Genomic DNA, 19406 nt, shown 5'->3' on the forward strand with positions numbered 1-19406 from the left:
TTATTTTCCTTCTTTCACCATAATTCCTAAATCATCTAACTGAACTGTATCGACTGGACTTGGTGAATCCATCATTAAATCACGGGCTGACAATGTTTTCGGGAATGCAACAACATCTGAAATAATATCGGTGTCAGTAAGAATCATGGCAATTCGATCAATACCGATACCCATACCGCCATGACTTGGGGCACCATATTGATAAGCTTCAATTAAAAAGCCAAACTGTTCTTGAGCCTCTTCTTCACTAAATCCAAGGGCTCTAAACATATGCATCTGCATTTCCGGGTCAGTAATCCGGATTGATCCTGAACCAAGTTCATAGCCATTTAACACTAAGTCATAAGCTTGAGCATAGCAAAGCTCCGGTTTATTATCAATTAAGAATTGTTCATGTTCAGGTTTAACAGCTGTAAATGGATGGTGAGCTGCCGCATAAGTTTTAGTATCTTCATCATATTCAAATAACGGCCAGTCAATAATCCATAAGAAGTTATATTGATTGCGATCAATTAAATTAAGTTCTTTACCTAATTTTGAACGCAATGCACCAAGGCTTGCTTGAACAACGCTTTTTTGGTCAGCAACAAATAATAACAAGTCGCCTTCCTCTACATCTGCACGTTCCTTTAATTCAAGAGCATGAATATCAGTAATAAACTTACTAATCGGACCATTGAAGGCACCATCAGTATACTTTACCCAGGCAAGCCCTTTAGCCTTATAAATAGCTGCAAACTCGCCAAGTTTATCAATATCTTTACGTGAGAATTTATCAGCAGCACCTTTAACATTTAATAAGTTAACCATTGGTGCTTCACTAAATACTTTAAAATCCATAGTCGCTACTATATCAGTCACATTAATTAGCTCTAAAGCAAAACGTGTATCCGGCTTGTCACTGCCGTAGCGCGCCATGGCTTCGTCAAATCCTAAGGTAGGAAACGGTGCCGGAATATCAACACCTTTAACATCTTTCATCATTTGCACCATTGCCTGTTCAAGAAAACTGCGAATTTCAGTTTCACTGGCAAAACTCATTTCCAAGTCCAATTGCGTGAACTCCGGCTGACGGTCAGTACGTAAGTCCTCATCACGAAAACAACGGGCAATTTGATAGTAACGCTCGAAGCCTGAAAGCATTAATAATTGCTTGTAAATCTGTGGTGATTGCGGCAAGGCATAAAACGTACCTTCATGAATCCGGCTTGGCACTAAATAGTCACGTGCTCCTTCCGGCGTTGATTTCGATAAAATCGGCGTTTCGATTTCAATGAAATCATTATTATCAAAAAAGTTGCGAATACTGCGATTTATCTTTGCACGTTCAATAATCCGCTCTTTGATAGAAGCACGACGTAAATCAAGATAACGATAAGTCATTCTGGTATCTTCTAAAACTTCGCTGTCATCACTAATAACAAATGGTGTTGTTTTAGCTTTGCTAACAATGGTTACTTCTTCTGCAATCACTTCAATATCACCAGTCGGAATATGTTTATTAATTGATTCTCTGGCAATAACTTCACCGCTTACTTCAATAACAAACTCAGTTCGAATCGTTTTTGCCAACTCATAGTTTTTGTTATCCGGATGAATAACAATTTGGGTAATACCTTTACTATCACGAAGATCAATAAAAATAAGCCCGCCTAGATTACGCTCCTTTGCCACAAAGCCGCGTAATCTCACTTTTTTGCCAATATCGCTGCTTCGTAATGCAGCACAGTTAAATAATTCATTACTCATATATATTCCTGCTTTCTTTTATTCTTGAACAAGTTGGTGCGGATGCTTTTTGAAATAGTCAACTGCATACGAACAAACCGGATGAATTTTATAATCATTAGTTTCACAAAATTTAATCGCCTCATGGACAAGTTCAGAAGCAAGTCCCATACCACGATATAACGGATTTACAAAAATTGATTCAATTGTAAAAACCGAATTCTCTAATGTATAAACCAAAGAACCTGCACCCTTATCATCCAAGTACAATTCAATTGCACGCTCAGTAATCTTAAATTCTTTTTTGAAATTATTTTCCATAATTATCTTCTCCTTATTAAATATATTTTTATTGAAAACGATTCACGCAAGGTACTAGCATCAGCTTTTGACTGATGCGTCGGAAATCAAAGGATTGCACCCTAAGGGTACTTCCTGCGGGCGCGGCGTTTCTCAAAAAAATAATATCTGATAAAAAAAGACGACTCAATCCCTCAAAAGGGACGAAATCGTCGCGGTACCACCCTTGTTTATGCATAAAATTATACATACACTTTAATAGCTGATAACGGTGCTTGCCGACACATCTTTTAATCAATGTGTTCCTCCAAAAGTGTCTTCTCAATCACGTGTTCCAGGTACTCACAGCAAAATATACCATTCTCTTGCGACACGAGTAAATTGATACTCCTCTTTTATTAACAGATATCTTTATAATCCAATGATACTTGAATCAATGTTTACTGTCAAGTTTTATTTAGTTAATGCTTTATTCCCAATATCATGACGATAAAAGAAACCGTCTTTTGATAGCTTATTTAATTCGTAATACACTTTTCTCTGTGCCTCAACCAAAGATTCAGCAAGTGCAGTAACAACTATTATTCGACCACCATCACTCACTAATTGATTATCGACTTCGGCAACTCCCGCCGAAAAAATATCTACATTGTCTAATAACTCAAGATTCTTAATCATGGTTCCGGTAATTGGCTTTTGTGGATAACCTTCACTTGCTAAAACAACGCCAAGAGCAAACTGGTCACGCCACTTAATTACTGGTTTTCGATCTTCCAGAATATCTAAAAGAATCGGTATCAAAGGACTTGCCAACAATGGTAAAATAACCTCAGCTTCTGGGTCACCAAAACGAGCATTAAATTCAATAACTTTTGGTCCGTCAATAGTTGCAATAATTCCACCATATAAGAAACCGGTAAATGGCACACCTTCTTGTATCATTGCTGATGCTGTAGCTTCCATAATCGTCAACAAAGCCTGATGACGCAGTGCCTCACTAATTTGCGGCACCGGGGCATATGCACCCATACCACCGGTGTTTGGACCCAGATCACCATCATAAGCACGCTTATGATCTTGTGATAATGGTATTGGATAAACTTTATCCCGATAAACAAAAGTCATGAATGAAAATTCTTCACCAGATAAAAACTCTTCAATAACAACTCGACTACCGGAACTGCCAAGTTTATTGTCGCCAAGCCAATCATTTAATATCTGCTCAGCTTCATTGTAACTCTGAGCAATAACCACGCCTTTGCCGGCTGCCAAACCATCAGCTTTAATAACAATTGGCAATGATTGTTGTTTAATATAAGCAATTGCTGCTGTTGCTTCATGGAAAACTGCATATGCAGCTGTTGGAATATCATACTTTTGCATCAGTTCTTTGGCAAAACTTTTGCTACTCTCAATTTGAGCAGCAGCTTTACTTGGCCCCCAAATCAATAACCCGGCCGCAGAAAAGGCATCAACAACTCCGGCCGCAAGACTTGCTTCCGGCCCGACAATTGTCAATTCTATCTTTTGTTCTTTAGCAAACTCTGCCAAATCATCTACAGCAGTCTCATCTATCGCAACCCTTGTTGCATATGAATGCATTCCTGCATTCCCCGGTGCGACAAAAACCTGATTCACAATATCATCATGTACAATTTTTTGAGCCATAGCAGCTTCGCGACCACCGCGACCAATAATTAATACCCTCATTTTCCCACTCCTTGACTAATGTTTGAAATGACGAATGCCTGTAGTAACCATCACAATGCCATACTTATCAGCACAAGCAATAGATTCATCATCCTTTATTGAACCACCAGGCTGAATGATTGCCTTCACTCCGGCCGCAGCAGCTGCCTCAACCGTATCCGGCATAGGGAAAAATGCGTCAGAAGCCAAAACACTACCAAGCGCTTTATCGCCCGCCTGTTCAATAGCAATACGCGCAGCACCGATACGATTCATCTGCCCGGCACCAATACCAATAGTCATAGCATCCTTAGCCAAAACGATCGCATTAGACTTCACATGCTTCACAACTTTCCAAGCAAATAATAATTCATCAAGCAGATCTGCTGTCGGCTGAGTTTTTGTTACAACAGTTAAATCATCTGCCGAAATAGTAACACGGTCTTCTTCCTGCACTAATAACCCACCCTCAACACTTACAACTTTAAGTGTAGATACATTATGGTTTTCAAATTGAACCATTAATAAGCGAATATTTTTCTTTTTCTGTAAAATTTCCAAAGCATCAGGAGTAAAATCTTCCGCGAGGATAATCTCGAGAAAGATTTCCGACATTTCTCGAGCTGTTTTGGCATCAACAACACCATTTACTGCAATAATGCCGCCAAATATAGAGGTTTTATCTGCTTCATAAGCTTTCTGCCATGCCTCATAGATTGTACTGCCAATACCTACTCCACAAGGATTCATATGTTTTAAAGCAACAACTGCTGGCTCATTAAACTCTTTAACTATTTGTAAAGCCGCATTTGCATCTTGAATATTATTATATGAAAGCTCTTTGCCATGTAATTGTATTGCGCTGCTTATAGTTCCTTTTACTGCTATTGGTGCAGCATAAAAAGCTGCAGCTTGATGAGGGTTCTCACCATAACGCAATGACTGTTTTAATTCATAACTAAGGGTCAGTTGTTCAGGAAATGTAATATCGCATGCCTTAGTTAAGTATTCAGCGATTAAACTATCATAAGCTGCTGTATGGCGGAATACTTTCGCAGCCAGTTGCTGCCGTAAAGCAAAGCTGGTCTCACCATTTTTAGTGAGCTCTTCAACAACAACTGAATAATCTTCAGGATCAGTTAAAACCGTTACATAACGATGATTTTTAGCAGCACTGCGTAACATTGATGGTCCACCAATATCAATATTTTCAATTGCATCATCATATTGGCAATCAGGGTTACTGATTGTTGCTTTAAACGGATATAAATTAACAACTACTAAATCAATTAAATCAATGTCGTTATCGGCTAATTGCTGCATATGTTGAGCATCATCGTGAACTGCAAGCAATCCACCATGAACATGTGGATCCAAGGTTTTCACCCGACCATCTAAAATTTCCGGAAACCCGGTAATAACCGAAATATTTTTCACCGGAATCGCGGCATCAAGAAGCATTTTCTCGGTACCTCCGGTTGAAATAAGTTCATACCCCAAATCAATAAGTTGTTTAGCCAAGTTGGCAATACCGGTTTTATCACTAACACTAATCAAAGCTTGTTTTTTATTCATACACTTGTCTCCTTCTCTAATAACATGGCAATAGTCTGTGGATATAACTGATGTTCAATTTCGTGCACCCGGCACTCAATTTCTGCCCGCGATTCACTGCCATCAACAGCAAAACCAGATTGAGCAATAATGGTTCCGGTATCCATACCTTCGTCAACATAATGAATACTGACACCAATACGCGGTGCCTTGGATGCAATTGCTTGTCCAATTGCATCCTTCCCCTTAAAATCGGGCAAAAGCGACGGATGAATATTAATAATTCTGCCACCGAAAGCGTCAAGCATCGTATGCCCCAATATACGCATATAGCCGGCAAGTACAATTAAGTCCGGATCCAACTGATTGAGACGAGCAACAATCTCGGTTTCATAATCAACTTTGCTGGCAAACATTTTAGGCTTAAAAGCAAAGCATTCAATGCCAAACTCAGCGGCACGATGAATTGCATATGCATCAGGATTATCGCAGATAAGTAAAGCAACTTCAGCATCAATAACTTTATTTATTGTTGCCGCATGGATGGCTGCAAAATTAGAACCATTACCCGATGCGAATACTGCTATTTGCTTCATAAATATGAACTCCTTCTTGGTCGGTAACTTCACCAATAATATAGCCTTGTTCACCATTTTCGGAAATAATCTTCAATGCTTGCTGTGCCTCCGACGCGGGCACAACAACCATAAAACCGATACCCATATTAAACACTTGAAAACACTCTGCCAAATCAATCTCATCAATTTCTTTTAAAAAGCTAAAAATTGCTGGCATCGGCCAATCACCAAAAGCAAATTTTGCTCCTAGTCCGTCCGGTAAACCGCGCGGAACATTTTCATAAAAACCGCCACCGGTAATATGCATCATTCCATGAATATTGATTTCCTTCATTAGTGCCATAACCGTTTTAACATAAATTTTTGTTGGTGTTAAGGTTGTCTTACCTAAACTTTCTTCCATAGTGTTATATTTTTTTTGTAAATCAAGGTTGTGTCGCTGAATAATATCACGAACTAACGAAAAACCATTGCTGTGCAAGCCGCTTGATGCTAAACCAATAATTACATTCCCGGGCTGAATAGCATCACTATTGATTAACTTGCTTTTCTCAACAGCACCTACTGCAAAACCGGCGATATCATACTCACCAGCCTCATACATACCTGGCATTTCTGCAGTTTCACCACCCAGCAAAGCCATACCGGATTCAATGCAGCCTTGAGCTACACCAGCAACAATTGCTTCAATTTGCTGTGGATCATTCTTACTGCAAGCAATATAATCCAAAAAGAATAACGGTTCAGCACCCTGGGTTAAAATATCATTTACACACATGGCCACTGCATCAATACCAATTGTATTATGAACACCCGTTGCAAATGCTAACTTCAATTTAGTGCCTACACCGTCTGTACCTGACACTAGAACCGGTTCCTTTAGTTGCAATGTTGATAAATCAAAAACACCGCCGAAGTTTCCAAAGAAGTCACTAGCACCTTTACGCTTAGTTGCCAAAATGTGTTTTTTGATACGCTCAACTGATTCATAACCAGCTTCCAAATTTACTCCGGCCGCCTCATAACGTTTACTCATACAATCACCTAATCCTTCACAATCTTATTAGCGTTATCCAACTCATCATATACTGCAGTTGGAAACTTTCCGGTGAAACATGCCATACAACCGCCACATTTGCCGCCATCTGCGGTTTTACGACCTATTGCCTTCACCAACCCCTCTTCGCTTAAAAAGACAAGCGAATCGGCACCTATTGTCTCACACAAGGTTGCTACATCCATACGATTACTAATTAACTCATCAAAAGTCGAAGTATCAACTCCATAAAAGCATGGAAACTTTATTGGTGGTGAAGCAATGCGTACATGAACCTCAAGTGCTCCGGCAGTTTTCAGCAACTCTACTATACGACGACTGGTTGTACCACGGACAATCGAGTCATCGATGAGAATAATTTTCTTACCTTCAACAATTGCTCGTACCGCTGATAACTTCATTCGCACGCCGCGCTCACGCAAAGCCTGAGTCGGCTGAATAAAAGTTCGACCGACATACCGATTTTTCACTAATCCCATCTCATATGGAATATGAGATGCCTCAGCATAACCAATTGCTGCCGAAGTGCTTGAATCAGGAACACCAACAACAATATCAGCATCAACATGACTTTCAAGAAATAGCTCTGCACCAGTGCGTTTACGAGCAGTATGCACATTCACACCTTCAATTGCACTATCCGGTCGTGAAAAATATACATACTCCATCATGCACATATCATGTTCTGTTGCAGTTGAATAGTAATGACTCACCAACTTATCACCGCTAAATGCGACAATCTCACCAGGTTCAATATCTCGAATAAATGTACCGCCTACTATATCGAATGCGCAAGTCTCTGACGATACGGCAAAACCTCCACCGGGAAGTTTTGCCACCGATAATGGTCGCAAGCCATTTTTATCGCGCATAGCATAAAGTGTGTCATTATGTAAAACAATAAAAGCAAATGCACCATCTAAATCATTCAGCGACTGAATTAAGCGTTCAATAAACGTACCATGATATTTTTTGAGCAGATGTGCTAAAATTTCGGTATCTGAGGTAGCTTGAAAGATGCTTCCATTCTCCTCAAGCTGGTCCCTAAGCATTGTTGCATTCACAATGTTACCATTATGGGCAATGCCTATAGTTTCTTTGTTAGAACGATACAAGAAGGGCTGAACATTTTCATAACCGCTGCCGCCGGCAGTTGAATACCGGACATGGCCAATTGCTCCACTTCCCTGTAACTTCTCTAATGTACTACTCGGAAATACATCAGCTACTAATCCCTCACCTTTGTGGACCATCACTTGCTCACTATCAAAAGTAATGATTCCGGCTGCCTCCTGGCCACGATGTTGCAGTGAATGCAGTCCATAATAAGTTAGAATGTTAGCGTCGCTATTATTATAAATTCCGAAAATACCACACTCTTCGTGTAAGCCGCGATCAGTATAGATCATGCCTCCATCTCCTTTGTAACGGTAAGGTAATAATTTTGAATACGATTAGCAATTTCAATATAAGCATCTTCAATACCGCCTAAATCACGACGGAAACGATCTTTATCTAACTTTTCATGGGTATTAGCATCCCATAAGCGGCATGTATCCGGACTAATTTCATCAGCCAATACAATTGCTCCCGTCAAGGTCATACCAAACTCAATTTTAAAATCAACTAAGGTAATATCCATGGCAGCAAACATTTGCTTAAGTTGCTGATTAATGATATCGGTCATCTGATAAATAGTTGCCAGTTGTTCATAGCTCGCTAAATGCAATGCCACAGCGTGGTGGTCGTTGATTAACGGATCACCAAAATCATCATTTTTATAACAAATTTCATAAATCGGGCTTTCTGCCACTGTTCCTTCAGCTATGCCTAGGCGAACTGACATCGAACCTGCAATAACATTACGAACAATTACTTCCAAAGCAAAAATTTCAACTTTTTTACATAGAAGTTCACGTTCGTTCAGTTGCTTAACAAAATGAGTCGCAACTCCGCGCTGCTCCAAAATAGTAAATAACTGCGCTGTCATCTTAGCGTTTAGTATTCCCTTATTATGAATCGTGCCCTTCTTTACCCCATTACCGGCAGTAGCATCATCCTTGTAATGAATAATTACTAAATCAGGATTATTAGTTGCATAAACTTGTTTAGCCTTACCTTCATAAAGCATTTGCATTTTATTAACTCGCATGACTTTTCCTCCATTTTTATAAAAAGTACTGGACACCATTAGTGAAAATAGACTGTTCTTTCTCACCACTGATATTTTTCATTAATCCTGATTCATAACGCTCGCTATGGCCCATCTTACCGAAGATTTTGCCATCCGGACTAATAAGCCCTTCAATAGCTAACATCGATCCATTAGGATTATATTCTGGATCCATAGTTGCATTTCCGGCTAAATCAACATATTGAGTTGCAATCTGACCTTGAGCAATCAATTTTTCAAGCACATCATCATTAGCAACAAAACGCCCCTCACCATGAGAAACAGCAATATTGTGAACACTGCCGGGTTCTAATGTCTGCAACCACGGCGAATTATTAGAGATAATTTTAGTCTGAACCATCTGCGAAATATGTCGATTTACTGTATTTCTAAATAATGTTGGACTCTGCTCATTGACAAAACCTAATTCAGCATTTGGCAATAATCCGGACTTCACTAACGCTTGGAAGCCATTGCAAATACCTAAAATCAAACCATCGCGCTCAAGAAACTTGTTCACTGCCTCACGAACTGCCTCATTAAGCAATATATTAACAATAAACTTAGCACTGCCATCAGGCTCATCGCCAGCCGAAAAACCACCGCTCAGCAATAAAATCTGCGACTGTTCAAGTTCACTAACCATAGTTTTAATTGATGTATCAATCATTTCCGGGGTTAAATTAGTAAATGGAACAATACTGGTCTTCGCTCCGGCGACATTAAACGCCCTCGCACCATCATACTCACAGTTCGTACCCGGGAAAACCGGCAAGTAAACTCGCGGTTTTCCCATATTTGTTTTTGCCTTAAACTGAATATTCTTCTCAGCATAAGGAATAGCTTCTAAAACAGTATTCTCAACTTTCAAAGTCTGCGGATATACTTCATTCAGCGGCGCACAATAACGTTGATACAAATGTTCAATTCTGATTACTTCATCAGCAAAAACAAAATTTTCAGCAATCGTACTGCCAATTAACTGCAAATCCCGATGCTTCAAAGCCTCTTTACTTTCAAGTACGAAGCCGCCAAAGTCAACAGCAAATAACTGTTCTTTAGTAATATCTTTTAAATGAACACCTATATTATTTCCAAAACTCATTTCTGCTAGCGCATGTGCTACACCGCCACAGCCAACTGCTGAACATGCCAATAATTGTTTCTGCTGATGAGCTCGTTCTATATATTCAAAATGTGCTTTCAATTGCGAATAATCCGGCATGTCATGAGCTAAACGATTATGTGGTAGCCAATAGACATATGAGCCAACTGATTTGAACTCTGGTGAACAAACTTGTTCGGTATTTGAAGTCGTCACCGCAAATGAGATGAGCGTTGGTGGCACATCAATATCTTGATAGCTGCCACTCATACTATCCTTACCGCCAATTGCCGGCAAGCCAAACTGCATTTGAGCATCTAATGCTCCAAGCAGTGCCGCAAACGGCTTACCCCAACGAACAGCTTCATTGCCTAAACGCTCAAAATATTCCTGAAACGAAAACCGTGTTTGCTGCCAACTTCCACCGGTAGCCACTAGTTTTGCTACTGAATCAATCACTGCATAACTGGCACCATGAAATGGCGACCAGCTGCTTATCTGCGGATCAAAACCATAAGCCAAACAACTTACCGTAGTAGTCACACCATTTAAAACCGGCAATTTCTGCACCGAACTTTGTGTTGGTGTACGCTGCAACTGACCACCATATGGCATAAACACTGTGCTGCGGCCAATACTGGCATCAAACTGGCTCACCATACCTTTTTGTGAAGCCATATTAATATCCGCTAACTGCATATCCCAAAGCGATGATAAGCTTTCTTTTTGATCAATGACTTTCGCAAAAGGACCTTGGTCCTGCGGAGATTCAACTTTCACCTTAGCAAACTGAGCTGCACCATTGGTATCAAGAAAAGCACGCGATAAAGATACAATCTTTTTTCCCTGCCAAAGCATCGTCAAATAATTATCATCCGTCACTATCGCAGCTTTCGTCACTTCAATATTCTCTAACCTGGCAAGCGCTTCAAACTGCTTCTGGTCTTTTGCCGCAACGACGACTGCCATTCGTTCCTGCGACTCTGAAAGTGCCAATTCAGTACCGTTCAGTCCGGCATATTTTACCGGCAAACTATCTAAATTGATTTCTAAACCGTCAGCAAGTTCGCCAATCGCTACACTTACACCACCAGCACCAAAATCATTGCACTTCTTAATTAATAGTGACACCGATTCACTACGGAAAAAGCGTTGTAGCTTCCGTTCCTCGGGCGCATTCCCTTTCTGCACCTCGCTACCGCTCGTTGCCACACTTGCTTCATCATGCGCTTTCGATGAACCAGTTGCTCCGCCAATACCATCGCGACCGGTCCGGCCGCCAATAACTAGAACAATATCTCCGGCAACAGGCTGCTCACGACGCACATGTGCTTTTGGAACAGCACCAACAACGGCACCAACTTCCATATGTTTGGCACGATATCCTTCATCATATATTTCTTTTACATATGTTGTTGCCAAACCAATTTGATTGCCATATGAACTATACCCGGCAGTTGCTCCTTTACTGATAAGTCTTTGTGGCAATTTTCCGTTCATAGTATCAGCAACAGATTCACGAATATCTGCTGAACCGGTAATACGCATCGCTTGATAAACATATGAACGCCCGGAAAGCGGATCACGGATTGCCCCGCCAATACATGTCGAAGCACCGCCAAACGGTTCAATTTCAGTAGGATGATTATGGGTTTCATTTTTAAACATTAAAAGCCATGGCTCTTTAACACCCGCAACATCTACGGTAATTTCTACACTGCAGGCATTTATTTCATCGCTCACCTCAAGATCATTAAGGGCACCGCTAAAGCGTTGATATTTCCCAAATACCGTTGCCATATCCATTAAGGTTATTGCTGATTCAACTTTGCCCAATTGGGTACGCAGATCAAGATATTGATCAAAAACACGCTGAAGCTCACCATTAAATGCCGATTCACTAAAATCAATATCGGTCAAGATTGTTTCAAAAGTAGTATGTCGGCAATGATCCGACCAGTAGGTATCAAGTACTCGTATTTCCGTTTCAGTTGGATTACGCTGCTCAGTCTTTATAAAATATTCCTGAATATGTTGAATATCCGCAAGCGTCATCGCCAAATTCATTTCTGCAAGCAATGCTTCCAAATCAGCACGAGTCATTTCCATAAATCCATTAATATTCATAACTGGTTTAATGCTCACCTTATCATCAAACACTAATGGTGCCAGCATATCTTTCAATCGTGACTCTACCGGATTCAAACAATATTGTTGAATCCGTGTCATATCTACAGCTGTAATCTGTTGGTCAAAGATATACAATACCCCACTCAATATAATTACATCATCAGCATCACCTAATAATGAAACCGCCATTCTGGCTGAATCGGCTCGCTGATCAAATTGCCCTGGCAATGGTTCAATGCAAAAATAATTTTGGCCTTCAAGTTTAACATCTTCCAAAACAACATCAGTAGCTGCTTCAGAAAACACAGTTTTAATTGCTTGATTCAACAATCGTGCTTCAATATGAAACACATCATAAATCTGAATAATTCGTAATGATGCAATATTTAGCTCAAGATTTTGATTTAATTCATCCATTAATGCATGGCTTGCCGTAGCAAACATTGGTTTCTTCTCAACAAATATTCTGGTATTCATTCTCAACATCCTTTATAAAAAAATCACAGCCGCTTATTAAACGTGGCTGTGATAAAAAACATCATCAAAAAATCATGATTTTTATGTAGCCTGTTTATTTACGGTTAACAGCTAGAAACTATTGGCCCATATCGCCAATGATATACATATATTCTATTTAATTAATATCAATAACTGATTGCAGGAAATGCTCTACTTCAACATTATCATAATCTATAAAAGTAACATGCCCCATTTTACGATTCGTTCTTATAGCTTTTTTACCATATAAATGAACATGTGCTTGCTTAGAAAGCCTCGGCAAATATTCCATAAACTTCACCATATGCTGACCGAGTAAATTAATCATCACCGTCGGTGCAACAAGAGTTGTTGCGCCGAGCGGCAACCGGAGTGCAGCGCGAATATGTTGCTCAAACTGCGAAGTCTGGCATCCTTCAATAGTATAGTGCCCTGAATTATGTGGTCGCGGTGCTAATTCATTAACTAATAACTCATCATCGCTAACAAAAAATTCAATTGCTAGTGGTCCTACAGTTGCAAACGCTTCAACCAATTGCGCGGCAATCTCTTCCATCTGCGCAATAAGTTTCACATCTAGCGAATCTGAATCAGCCCATGATTGCGATAAAATATTATTGTAATGGATATTTTTTGCTGGCGGGAAAAAGCTTACCTCACCATTACTATCACGAACAACAATCATTGAGTACTCATCTCTAAATGTTACAAACTTTTCTAAAACACATTGGTGTTTTAGCAACTTTTCAGCCAAGATAATATCATCCGCACTCTTTATTACTTGCTGCCCTTTTCCATCATATCCGCCATTACAGGTTTTTAAGACTGCTGGCATGCCAATGTTATCAAGTGCAAGCAGTAACTCTGCGCTGGTATTAACTGCTTGGTATTCTGCCACCTTAGCCACACTATTTTGCTCAATAAATTGTTTTTCGGCTAAACGATTTTGCGTATTGGTAAGTACCTCTGTTCCTTGTGGCAAACAATATCCTTCGCCAACCAAAACTTCTAAGGTTGCAACATCAATATTTTCAAATTCATATAATAGCACATCAGTTTGCTTAGCAAAGTCTCGAAGCAAATCCAAATCATCAAAACTCCCTATAACAAAACCATCAGCAAATGTAAAAGCCGGAGCGTCTTCATCTTGATCATAAATCTTTACTAAATATCCCATTGTCTTTGCTGCCGTCGTTAACATTTGTGCTAACTGACCACCACCAATTATGCCAATCACACTACCAGGTAAAATCACTTCCATTTTTGCCTCCTAAACCGATTTAATTACGCTATCTTCCAGCACATCCCGAGCTGTCGCATCCGCCTTCGCCGATAATCGTCTGTTTAATTCTTCATCTTCAAGTGCCAGAATTCGTGCAGCAAGCAGTGCAGCATTTTTTGCACCGGCTTGACCTATAGCCATCGTTGCAACCGGAACCCCGGCTGGCATTTGCACAATTGAAAGTAATGAGTCGAGCCCATTTAACGCTCGCGATTGCACTGGTACACCAATAACCGGAATTGTTGTCATTGATGCAATCATCCCCGGTAGATGTGCGGCACCACCGGCACCGGCAATAATAACTGCAATATTATTATTTTTTGCTGTCTTTGCATACTCAATCATGTATTCTGGTGTTCTATGAGCTGACACAATTTTCATTTCATACTCAATTGCAAATTCTTGAAAAATCGCCTCAACAACTTCCATAGTTGCTAGGTCAGACTGGCTGCCCATGACAACACTTACTAGTTTACGCATTAGTATTACCTCCTAAAAACAACAAAAAACGCCATTCGATGAAGGCGCACAGCCCCGTTGAATAGCGTAGTTTATAAATATTCAGTTTTGCATATTGCTTCAGTTTTACGAACAAAATAAAAAACTCCTTTTATTGATGGCACAAATACCCAAAACAGCTCTTTTACAAAAGCTTGGAGTTTAATTATGCGCCATAGCCAATCAATTTACGGTAGATAGGTAGAAACGTGCAGACCTTATTACTGCACTTATACGACTCATTTTCTAATATTTAATTCTGTTTACGCCTATAATATAGCATAAGCAAGGGGCTAATACAAGCCCCTGTTTTAAATTTCTTCAGTGCGTTCGTAAATATATGAAGCTATCTCATCGCTTGCAACCGCTTCCTGACTGCGGTTACGTAAATCCTTCACTTCGAACTTACCGCTGCTTAATTCAGACTCACCAATTATTACCGCAAACTTCGCATTTGCACGCTCAGCCGCTTTAAATTGCGTCTTTAACCCGCGCGACTGATAATCCATATCTGCCTGTAAATTATTCTCACGCAACTGTTGAAGCAAAGTAACTGCAGCAATATTTGCACTGCTATCCATAGGCATAACAAAAACATCTAAAGTATCCTTCAACGGAATAACAACATTTTCACTTTCCAGCGATAAAATTAATCGCTCTAAGCCCATTCCGAAACCAATACCACTTGTTTGTGGTCCTCCAAGCATCTCCGTTAATCCATCATAACGACCACCACCAGCAAGTGATACATTTAGTCCTTTCTCACTTGTGCTGTTCAAAACAATTTCAAAAACGGTATGTTGATAGTAATCCAATCCGCGCACCAGACGATCATCAAGTGTATAAGGAACTTCTAAAGCATCTAAATAGGCGCAGACCTGCTCAAAATACTGCTTAGATGCTTCATCATAATAATCGGCAATACTTGGTGCCGTATTCATGCTAGGATGCGTATGGTCAGCTTTACAATCTAAAATACGTAATGGATTCTTATCAAAACGCACTTGGCAATCCGCACATAATTCTGATAATACCGGACGGAAATGATCTTGCAATGCCTGACGGTATGCTAAACGTGAAGCAGTATTACCAATTGAGTTCAACAATATCTCAATATTGCGTAACCCGAATTGTTGATAGATTTGATAGGCAAAACTAATTACTTCAGCATCTAACGCCGGATTAGCAGCACCTAATGCTTCAACCCCAAACTGGTGATGCTGACGAAAACGCCCAGCCTTCGCACGCTCATAGCGGAAATTAGGCATAATATAATATAATTTTTGTAAGTCTGGTTGTCCAAATAATTTATTCTCAATATAAGAACGAATAACCGGTGCAGTTCCCTCAGCTCGCAATGCTATATGGCGATCACCTTTATCATAGAAATCATACATTTCTTTAGAAACGATATCTGTTGTATCACCAACACCACGCTCAAATAAATCATAAGATTCAAACATTGGCGTGCGTATCTCATGATAATTATAATACTTCGCTGCATTTCTTAAAGTTGATTCGACATACTGCCAGATACGAGTTGCCTCAGGAAGAAAATCCTGGGTTCCCCGTGGTTTTTGAATAATACTCATATTTGTCCTCCTTATAATTGTTCTGAATCTAAAATAATAGTTACCGGTCCATCATTAATCAAGTCAATTGCCATCTCGGCACCAAAAATACCGGTTGCAACAGGTATCTCATGATTAACCAAAACTGCATTCAAATGTTCATACAATGGCTTGGCAATATCAGGATGAGCAGCCTTTGTAAATGAAGGTCGGTTTCCTTTTTTGCAATCACCATACAAAGTAAATTGCGATATCGAGAGAATCTTGCCACTAATCTGATGAATATTTAAATTCATCTTACCATCGCCATCATCAAAAACACGTAATCCAGCGATCTTATTAGCCACTTTCTCTACAACATCAAAAGTATCTGTTTCCGTTATGCCGACCAACAGCACAAAACCATTATCAATTTCACCATGTATTTGGTTATCAATAGTTACCGAAGCACACTTAACCCGTTGAATAACAACCCGCATTACTTACCGCCATCCTCTCTAACGAATGACCCGATCAATCTCATAAACGCCACTCACTTTATTAATATTTACCTTTATCTTTTCAAGATTTTCCGTATCATAGGCAGTAACGACCAAATTAGTTGTCACCGTATTATCAGTATTATTGACAGTAGATTTAATATCTACAATATCAGTTCCAGCTTGATACAATGAGTTGATAAGCTCACTCAATAATCCAGAACGATCAAATGAAAATACCCGTAAATACACTTGATGCTTTGTTTTGTTATAATCCTCAGCCCAATAAACATCAATGAAGCGATTATTTAATGACTTAATTGATGGGCAATCCTGGCGGTGAACAATAATTCCTTTACCTTTAGAAATATAGCCAACAATAGGATCTCCTGGAATCGGTGCACAACAGTTTGCCAAAGTAATCTTAACGTTATCAGCACCAGAAATCTCAACAATATTTTTACTCTGCTTTTGAATTTTCTTAGTCTCTACAGCTTCAACATCTTCATTATCAATTGGAGCTTTATCTTTTTCAGCTGTCACCGGACCCAAAATACGATTGACCACAACCCGGGCAGTAATACTTCCGCTGCCGACCGCAATCAACATATCATCAATACTATTAAACGTAAAACGATCAAGCATATCTTTTGCCTCAGGCAAAGCTAAAACATCACTAGGTTCCTCACCGCGTGACTGAATCTCCTTATCAATTAACTGCTTACCTTTAGCAATATTCTCATCACGACGATCTTTCTTGAAATAAGAACGAATTTTTGAGCGCGCATGACTGGTCTTAACTATCCGCAACCACGCCTCCGAGGGCTTAGCTTGCGGGGAAGTCAATATTTCAACAATATCACCGGTTTGCAATTCATACGACAACGGTACAATCCGGTTATTAACTTTAGCACCAGTCATCTTATTACCAACTTGAGTATGGATTTTATATGCAAAATCGATGGCATTGGCACCCATCGGCAAATCATAGACATCACCCAGCGGTGTGAAAACATAAATATTAGCGGAAAACACATCGTGTTTTACGGTATCAATAAAGTTTTCAGCATCGCCCTCGTCTTCATCACTGGTATTAGCTACTTCCTGAATATCGCGGAACAATTTCAATTGATCCATGATTTCCTGCTGCTCTTGAGCCGAGGAAATCGTTCTATTTTCCTTATATGCCCAGTGAGCGGCAACCCCCATTTCAGCAATATAATCCATTTCATGGGTACGAATTTGAACTTCAAAAATATTTCCATCAAAACCAATTACCGTGGTATGCAATGATTGATACATATTGGGTTTTGGTACAGCAATATAGTCTTTAATTCGTTTTGGAATTGGAGTAAATAGTTTATGAATATAACCTAGAGTTGCATAACATGCCGGCACTGTATCCGTTAAAATCCGGATTGCCAGTAAGTCAAAAATTTCATTATAATCTTTATTTTTTGAAGTTACTTTTTTGTAAATACTATAAACATTCTTTACCCGGCCCTTCATTTCATAAGCAATCTTATGTTCGCCGAGTTCAGAACCAATTGATACCATCATCTTATCCAGCGCTTCCTGGCGATCACGTGTACTCTTTTCAATAAAGCTGACAACCTCTTGATATGATTTCGGATCTAAAACCTTAAACGATAAATCCTCAAGTTCAGATTTAAGTTTGAACATCCCTAAACGGTGAGCAATCGGAGCTAAAATATCCATGGTATCGCGAGCGATAACTTGTGCCCGGTCTGGCTTCAAACCATGAATTGTCCGCATATTATGCAAACGATCGGCAAGTTTGATAATAATAACCCGAACATCACCGACCATTGCCAAAATTAACTTCTGGTAATTTTCATTTGATGTTGGCGTTTTGTCACTGTTATATTGCAGTTTTTCTAACTTAGTAACCCCTTCTACCAGACTTACTACCTCATCACCAAACTCTTCACGTAAATCATCACTGGTTAACGGTGTATCTTCAACAACATCATGTAGAAAACCGGCCGCAAGAGTTTGCGGACCAGTTCGTAAGGTTGCTAGAATGTAAGCGACATGAATTGGATGAATAATGTAAGGAAGTCCTGATTTTCGTTTCTGCTCACTGTGAGCATCACGGGCCACTTCATATGCGCGATGTATAAATGCTAAATCTTCTTCTTTAGTAATGTATTTTTTTACTTCGCGAAGAACATCCTCATATTGGTAAATCTTCTCATTTGGCATCAAGACCCCCTCCTTTCCCTCTCAATTAGTACTGCATTAACGTCAGTGTCTCATATCCATTTAATTTATCTCGTCCATTTAAATCAGTTAATTCAATTAAGAAAGCTAACCCGACAACGATACCGCCAAGTTGTTCAACTAAATCAATAGTCGCCTCAACAGTTCCACCGGTCGCCAATAAGTCATCAACAATCAAAACCCGTTGTCCTGGGGCAATTGCATCACGATGCATACATAAAGTATTAGAACCATACTCTAAATCATACTCCGCCGTAATAACTTCACGCGGCAATTTTCCTGGCTTACGCACAGGAGCAAAACCAATATTTAGTGTCGTAGCAACTGGACAACCAAAAATAAAGCCACGGGCTTCTGGTCCAACAACAATCTCGGCATCAACTTGCTTAGCAAAATTTACAAACTCATTAGTTGCATAAGCAAAAGCTTTGCCATCGTTCATAAGTGGTGTAATGTCACGGAATAAAATGCCTTTTTTTGGAAAATCTTCCACATCTGCAATATAATTTTTTAAATCCAT

Annotated in this window: 15 protein-coding genes, 2 riboswitches and 1 other annotated feature; all 15 genes read right to left on the reverse strand. The window is 39.6% G+C overall.

Going from position 1 to position 19406, the window contains the following annotated elements; genetic code table 11:
* The 15 genes from aspS to FEZ08_RS06440 all read right to left on the reverse strand — a co-directional run bounded on the left by aspS (window position 1) and on the right by FEZ08_RS06440 (window position 19406).
* On the reverse strand, window positions 1-1749 hold the full coding sequence (aspS, locus tag FEZ08_RS06370; protein ID WP_138190876.1) for an aspartate--tRNA ligase: 1749 nt from the start codon (window positions 1747-1749) through the stop codon (window positions 1-3).
* An 18-nt stretch (window positions 1750-1767) separates the two neighbouring features.
* Window positions 1768-2049, reverse strand: coding sequence for a GNAT family N-acetyltransferase (locus FEZ08_RS06375; protein WP_138190877.1), 282 nt, complete (start codon window positions 2047-2049; stop codon window positions 1768-1770).
* A gap of 175 nt (window positions 2050-2224) precedes the next feature.
* Window positions 2225-2439, reverse strand: a binding site (T-box leader).
* 42 nt (window positions 2440-2481) lie between these two features.
* Window positions 2482-3738 (reverse strand): phosphoribosylamine--glycine ligase, encoded by a 1257-nt coding sequence (purD, locus tag FEZ08_RS06380; RefSeq protein WP_138190878.1) that lies wholly within the window; start codon window positions 3736-3738, stop codon window positions 2482-2484.
* Between the two features lie 15 nt (window positions 3739-3753).
* Complete coding sequence (purH, locus tag FEZ08_RS06385; RefSeq protein WP_138190879.1) at window positions 3754-5292, reverse strand: bifunctional phosphoribosylaminoimidazolecarboxamide formyltransferase/IMP cyclohydrolase; 1539 nt, start codon at window positions 5290-5292, stop codon at window positions 3754-3756.
* Complete coding sequence (gene purN, locus FEZ08_RS06390; protein ID WP_138190880.1) at window positions 5289-5867, reverse strand: phosphoribosylglycinamide formyltransferase; 579 nt, start codon at window positions 5865-5867, stop codon at window positions 5289-5291. Before purN ends, purH begins: the two co-directional genes overlap by 4 nt.
* Window positions 5836-6885 carry a phosphoribosylformylglycinamidine cyclo-ligase gene (gene purM / locus FEZ08_RS06395; RefSeq protein ID WP_138190881.1) on the reverse strand — a complete coding sequence of 350 codons (1050 nt, stop codon included), beginning with the start codon at window positions 6883-6885 and terminating at the stop codon, window positions 5836-5838. The genes purN and purM overlap by 32 nt, the downstream gene beginning before the upstream one ends.
* Window positions 6886-6893: 8 nt before the next feature.
* Window positions 6894-8315, reverse strand: coding sequence for an amidophosphoribosyltransferase (gene purF / locus FEZ08_RS06400; protein ID WP_138190882.1), 1422 nt, complete (start codon window positions 8313-8315; stop codon window positions 6894-6896).
* Window positions 8312-9058, reverse strand: coding sequence for a phosphoribosylaminoimidazolesuccinocarboxamide synthase (purC, locus tag FEZ08_RS06405; RefSeq protein WP_138190883.1), 747 nt, complete (start codon window positions 9056-9058; stop codon window positions 8312-8314). Before purC ends, purF begins: the two co-directional genes overlap by 4 nt.
* Before the next feature lie 16 nt (window positions 9059-9074).
* Window positions 9075-12791, reverse strand: a complete 3717-nt coding sequence (locus FEZ08_RS06410) for a phosphoribosylformylglycinamidine synthase (RefSeq protein WP_138190884.1) — start codon at window positions 12789-12791, stop codon at window positions 9075-9077.
* A 66-nt stretch (window positions 12792-12857) separates the two neighbouring features.
* Window positions 12858-12959, reverse strand: a riboswitch (purine riboswitch).
* Complete coding sequence (gene purK, locus FEZ08_RS06415; protein ID WP_138190885.1) at window positions 12949-14073, reverse strand: 5-(carboxyamino)imidazole ribonucleotide synthase; 1125 nt, start codon at window positions 14071-14073, stop codon at window positions 12949-12951. Its footprint overlaps the riboswitch before it by 11 nt.
* 9 nt (window positions 14074-14082) lie before the next feature.
* Window positions 14083-14574 carry a 5-(carboxyamino)imidazole ribonucleotide mutase gene (gene purE, locus FEZ08_RS06420; protein ID WP_138190886.1) on the reverse strand — a complete coding sequence of 164 codons (492 nt, stop codon included), beginning with the start codon at window positions 14572-14574 and terminating at the stop codon, window positions 14083-14085.
* A 174-nt stretch (window positions 14575-14748) separates the two neighbouring features.
* Window positions 14749-14850, reverse strand: a riboswitch (purine riboswitch).
* Window positions 14851-14903: 53 nt separating this feature from the next.
* A complete protein-coding gene (gene hisS / locus FEZ08_RS06425; RefSeq protein WP_138190887.1) occupies window positions 14904-16184 on the reverse strand; it encodes a histidine--tRNA ligase in 1281 nt (426 codons plus the stop codon).
* Between the two features lie 11 nt (window positions 16185-16195).
* Window positions 16196-16642, reverse strand: coding sequence for a D-aminoacyl-tRNA deacylase (gene dtd, locus FEZ08_RS06430; protein WP_138190888.1), 447 nt, complete (start codon window positions 16640-16642; stop codon window positions 16196-16198).
* Between the two features lie 18 nt (window positions 16643-16660).
* On the reverse strand, window positions 16661-18868 hold the full coding sequence (locus FEZ08_RS06435; RefSeq protein ID WP_138190889.1) for a RelA/SpoT family protein: 2208 nt from the start codon (window positions 18866-18868) through the stop codon (window positions 16661-16663).
* A 25-nt stretch (window positions 18869-18893) separates the two neighbouring features.
* Window positions 18894-19406 carry an adenine phosphoribosyltransferase gene (locus tag FEZ08_RS06440; RefSeq protein WP_138190890.1) on the reverse strand — a complete coding sequence of 171 codons (513 nt, stop codon included), beginning with the start codon at window positions 19404-19406 and terminating at the stop codon, window positions 18894-18896.

It is taken from the genome of Culicoidibacter larvae, from assembly GCF_005771635.1.
In the GTDB taxonomy this organism is placed as follows: Bacteria; Bacillota_I; Bacilli_A; order Culicoidibacterales; family Culicoidibacteraceae; genus Culicoidibacter; species Culicoidibacter larvae.

What these genes read in the sequence shown, in the direction of transcription:
- purH (WP_138190879.1), bottom strand. Translation starts at nt 5,292, where the DNA reads ATGAATAAAAAACAAGCTTTGATTAGTGTTAGTGATAAAACCGGTATT.
- FEZ08_RS06410 (WP_138190884.1), bottom strand. Translation starts at nt 12,791, where the DNA reads ATGAATACCAGAATATTTGTTGAGAAGAAACCAATGTTTGCTACGGCA.
- FEZ08_RS06440 (WP_138190890.1), bottom strand. Translation starts at nt 19,406, where the DNA reads ATGGATTTAAAAAATTATATTGCAGATGTGGAAGATTTTCCAAAAAAA.
- FEZ08_RS06435 (WP_138190889.1), bottom strand. Translation starts at nt 18,868, where the DNA reads ATGCCAAATGAGAAGATTTACCAATATGAGGATGTTCTTCGCGAAGTA.
- purN (WP_138190880.1), bottom strand. Translation starts at nt 5,867, where the DNA reads ATGAAGCAAATAGCAGTATTCGCATCGGGTAATGGTTCTAATTTTGCA.
- FEZ08_RS06375 (WP_138190877.1), bottom strand. Translation starts at nt 2,049, where the DNA reads ATGGAAAATAATTTCAAAAAAGAATTTAAGATTACTGAGCGTGCAATT.
- purF (WP_138190882.1), bottom strand. Translation starts at nt 8,315, where the DNA reads ATGATCTATACTGATCGCGGCTTACACGAAGAGTGTGGTATTTTCGGA.
- hisS (WP_138190887.1), bottom strand. Translation starts at nt 16,184, where the DNA reads ATGAGTATTATTCAAAAACCACGGGGAACCCAGGATTTTCTTCCTGAG.
- aspS (WP_138190876.1), bottom strand. Translation starts at nt 1,749, where the DNA reads ATGAGTAATGAATTATTTAACTGTGCTGCATTACGAAGCAGCGATATT.
- purE (WP_138190886.1), bottom strand. Translation starts at nt 14,574, where the DNA reads ATGCGTAAACTAGTAAGTGTTGTCATGGGCAGCCAGTCTGACCTAGCA.
- purC (WP_138190883.1), bottom strand. Translation starts at nt 9,058, where the DNA reads ATGCGAGTTAATAAAATGCAAATGCTTTATGAAGGTAAGGCTAAACAA.
- purM (WP_138190881.1), bottom strand. Translation starts at nt 6,885, where the DNA reads ATGAGTAAACGTTATGAGGCGGCCGGAGTAAATTTGGAAGCTGGTTAT.
- purD (WP_138190878.1), bottom strand. Translation starts at nt 3,738, where the DNA reads ATGAGGGTATTAATTATTGGTCGCGGTGGTCGCGAAGCTGCTATGGCT.
- purK (WP_138190885.1), bottom strand. Translation starts at nt 14,073, where the DNA reads ATGGAAGTGATTTTACCTGGTAGTGTGATTGGCATAATTGGTGGTGGT.
- dtd (WP_138190888.1), bottom strand. Translation starts at nt 16,642, where the DNA reads ATGCGGGTTGTTATTCAACGGGTTAAGTGTGCTTCGGTAACTATTGAT.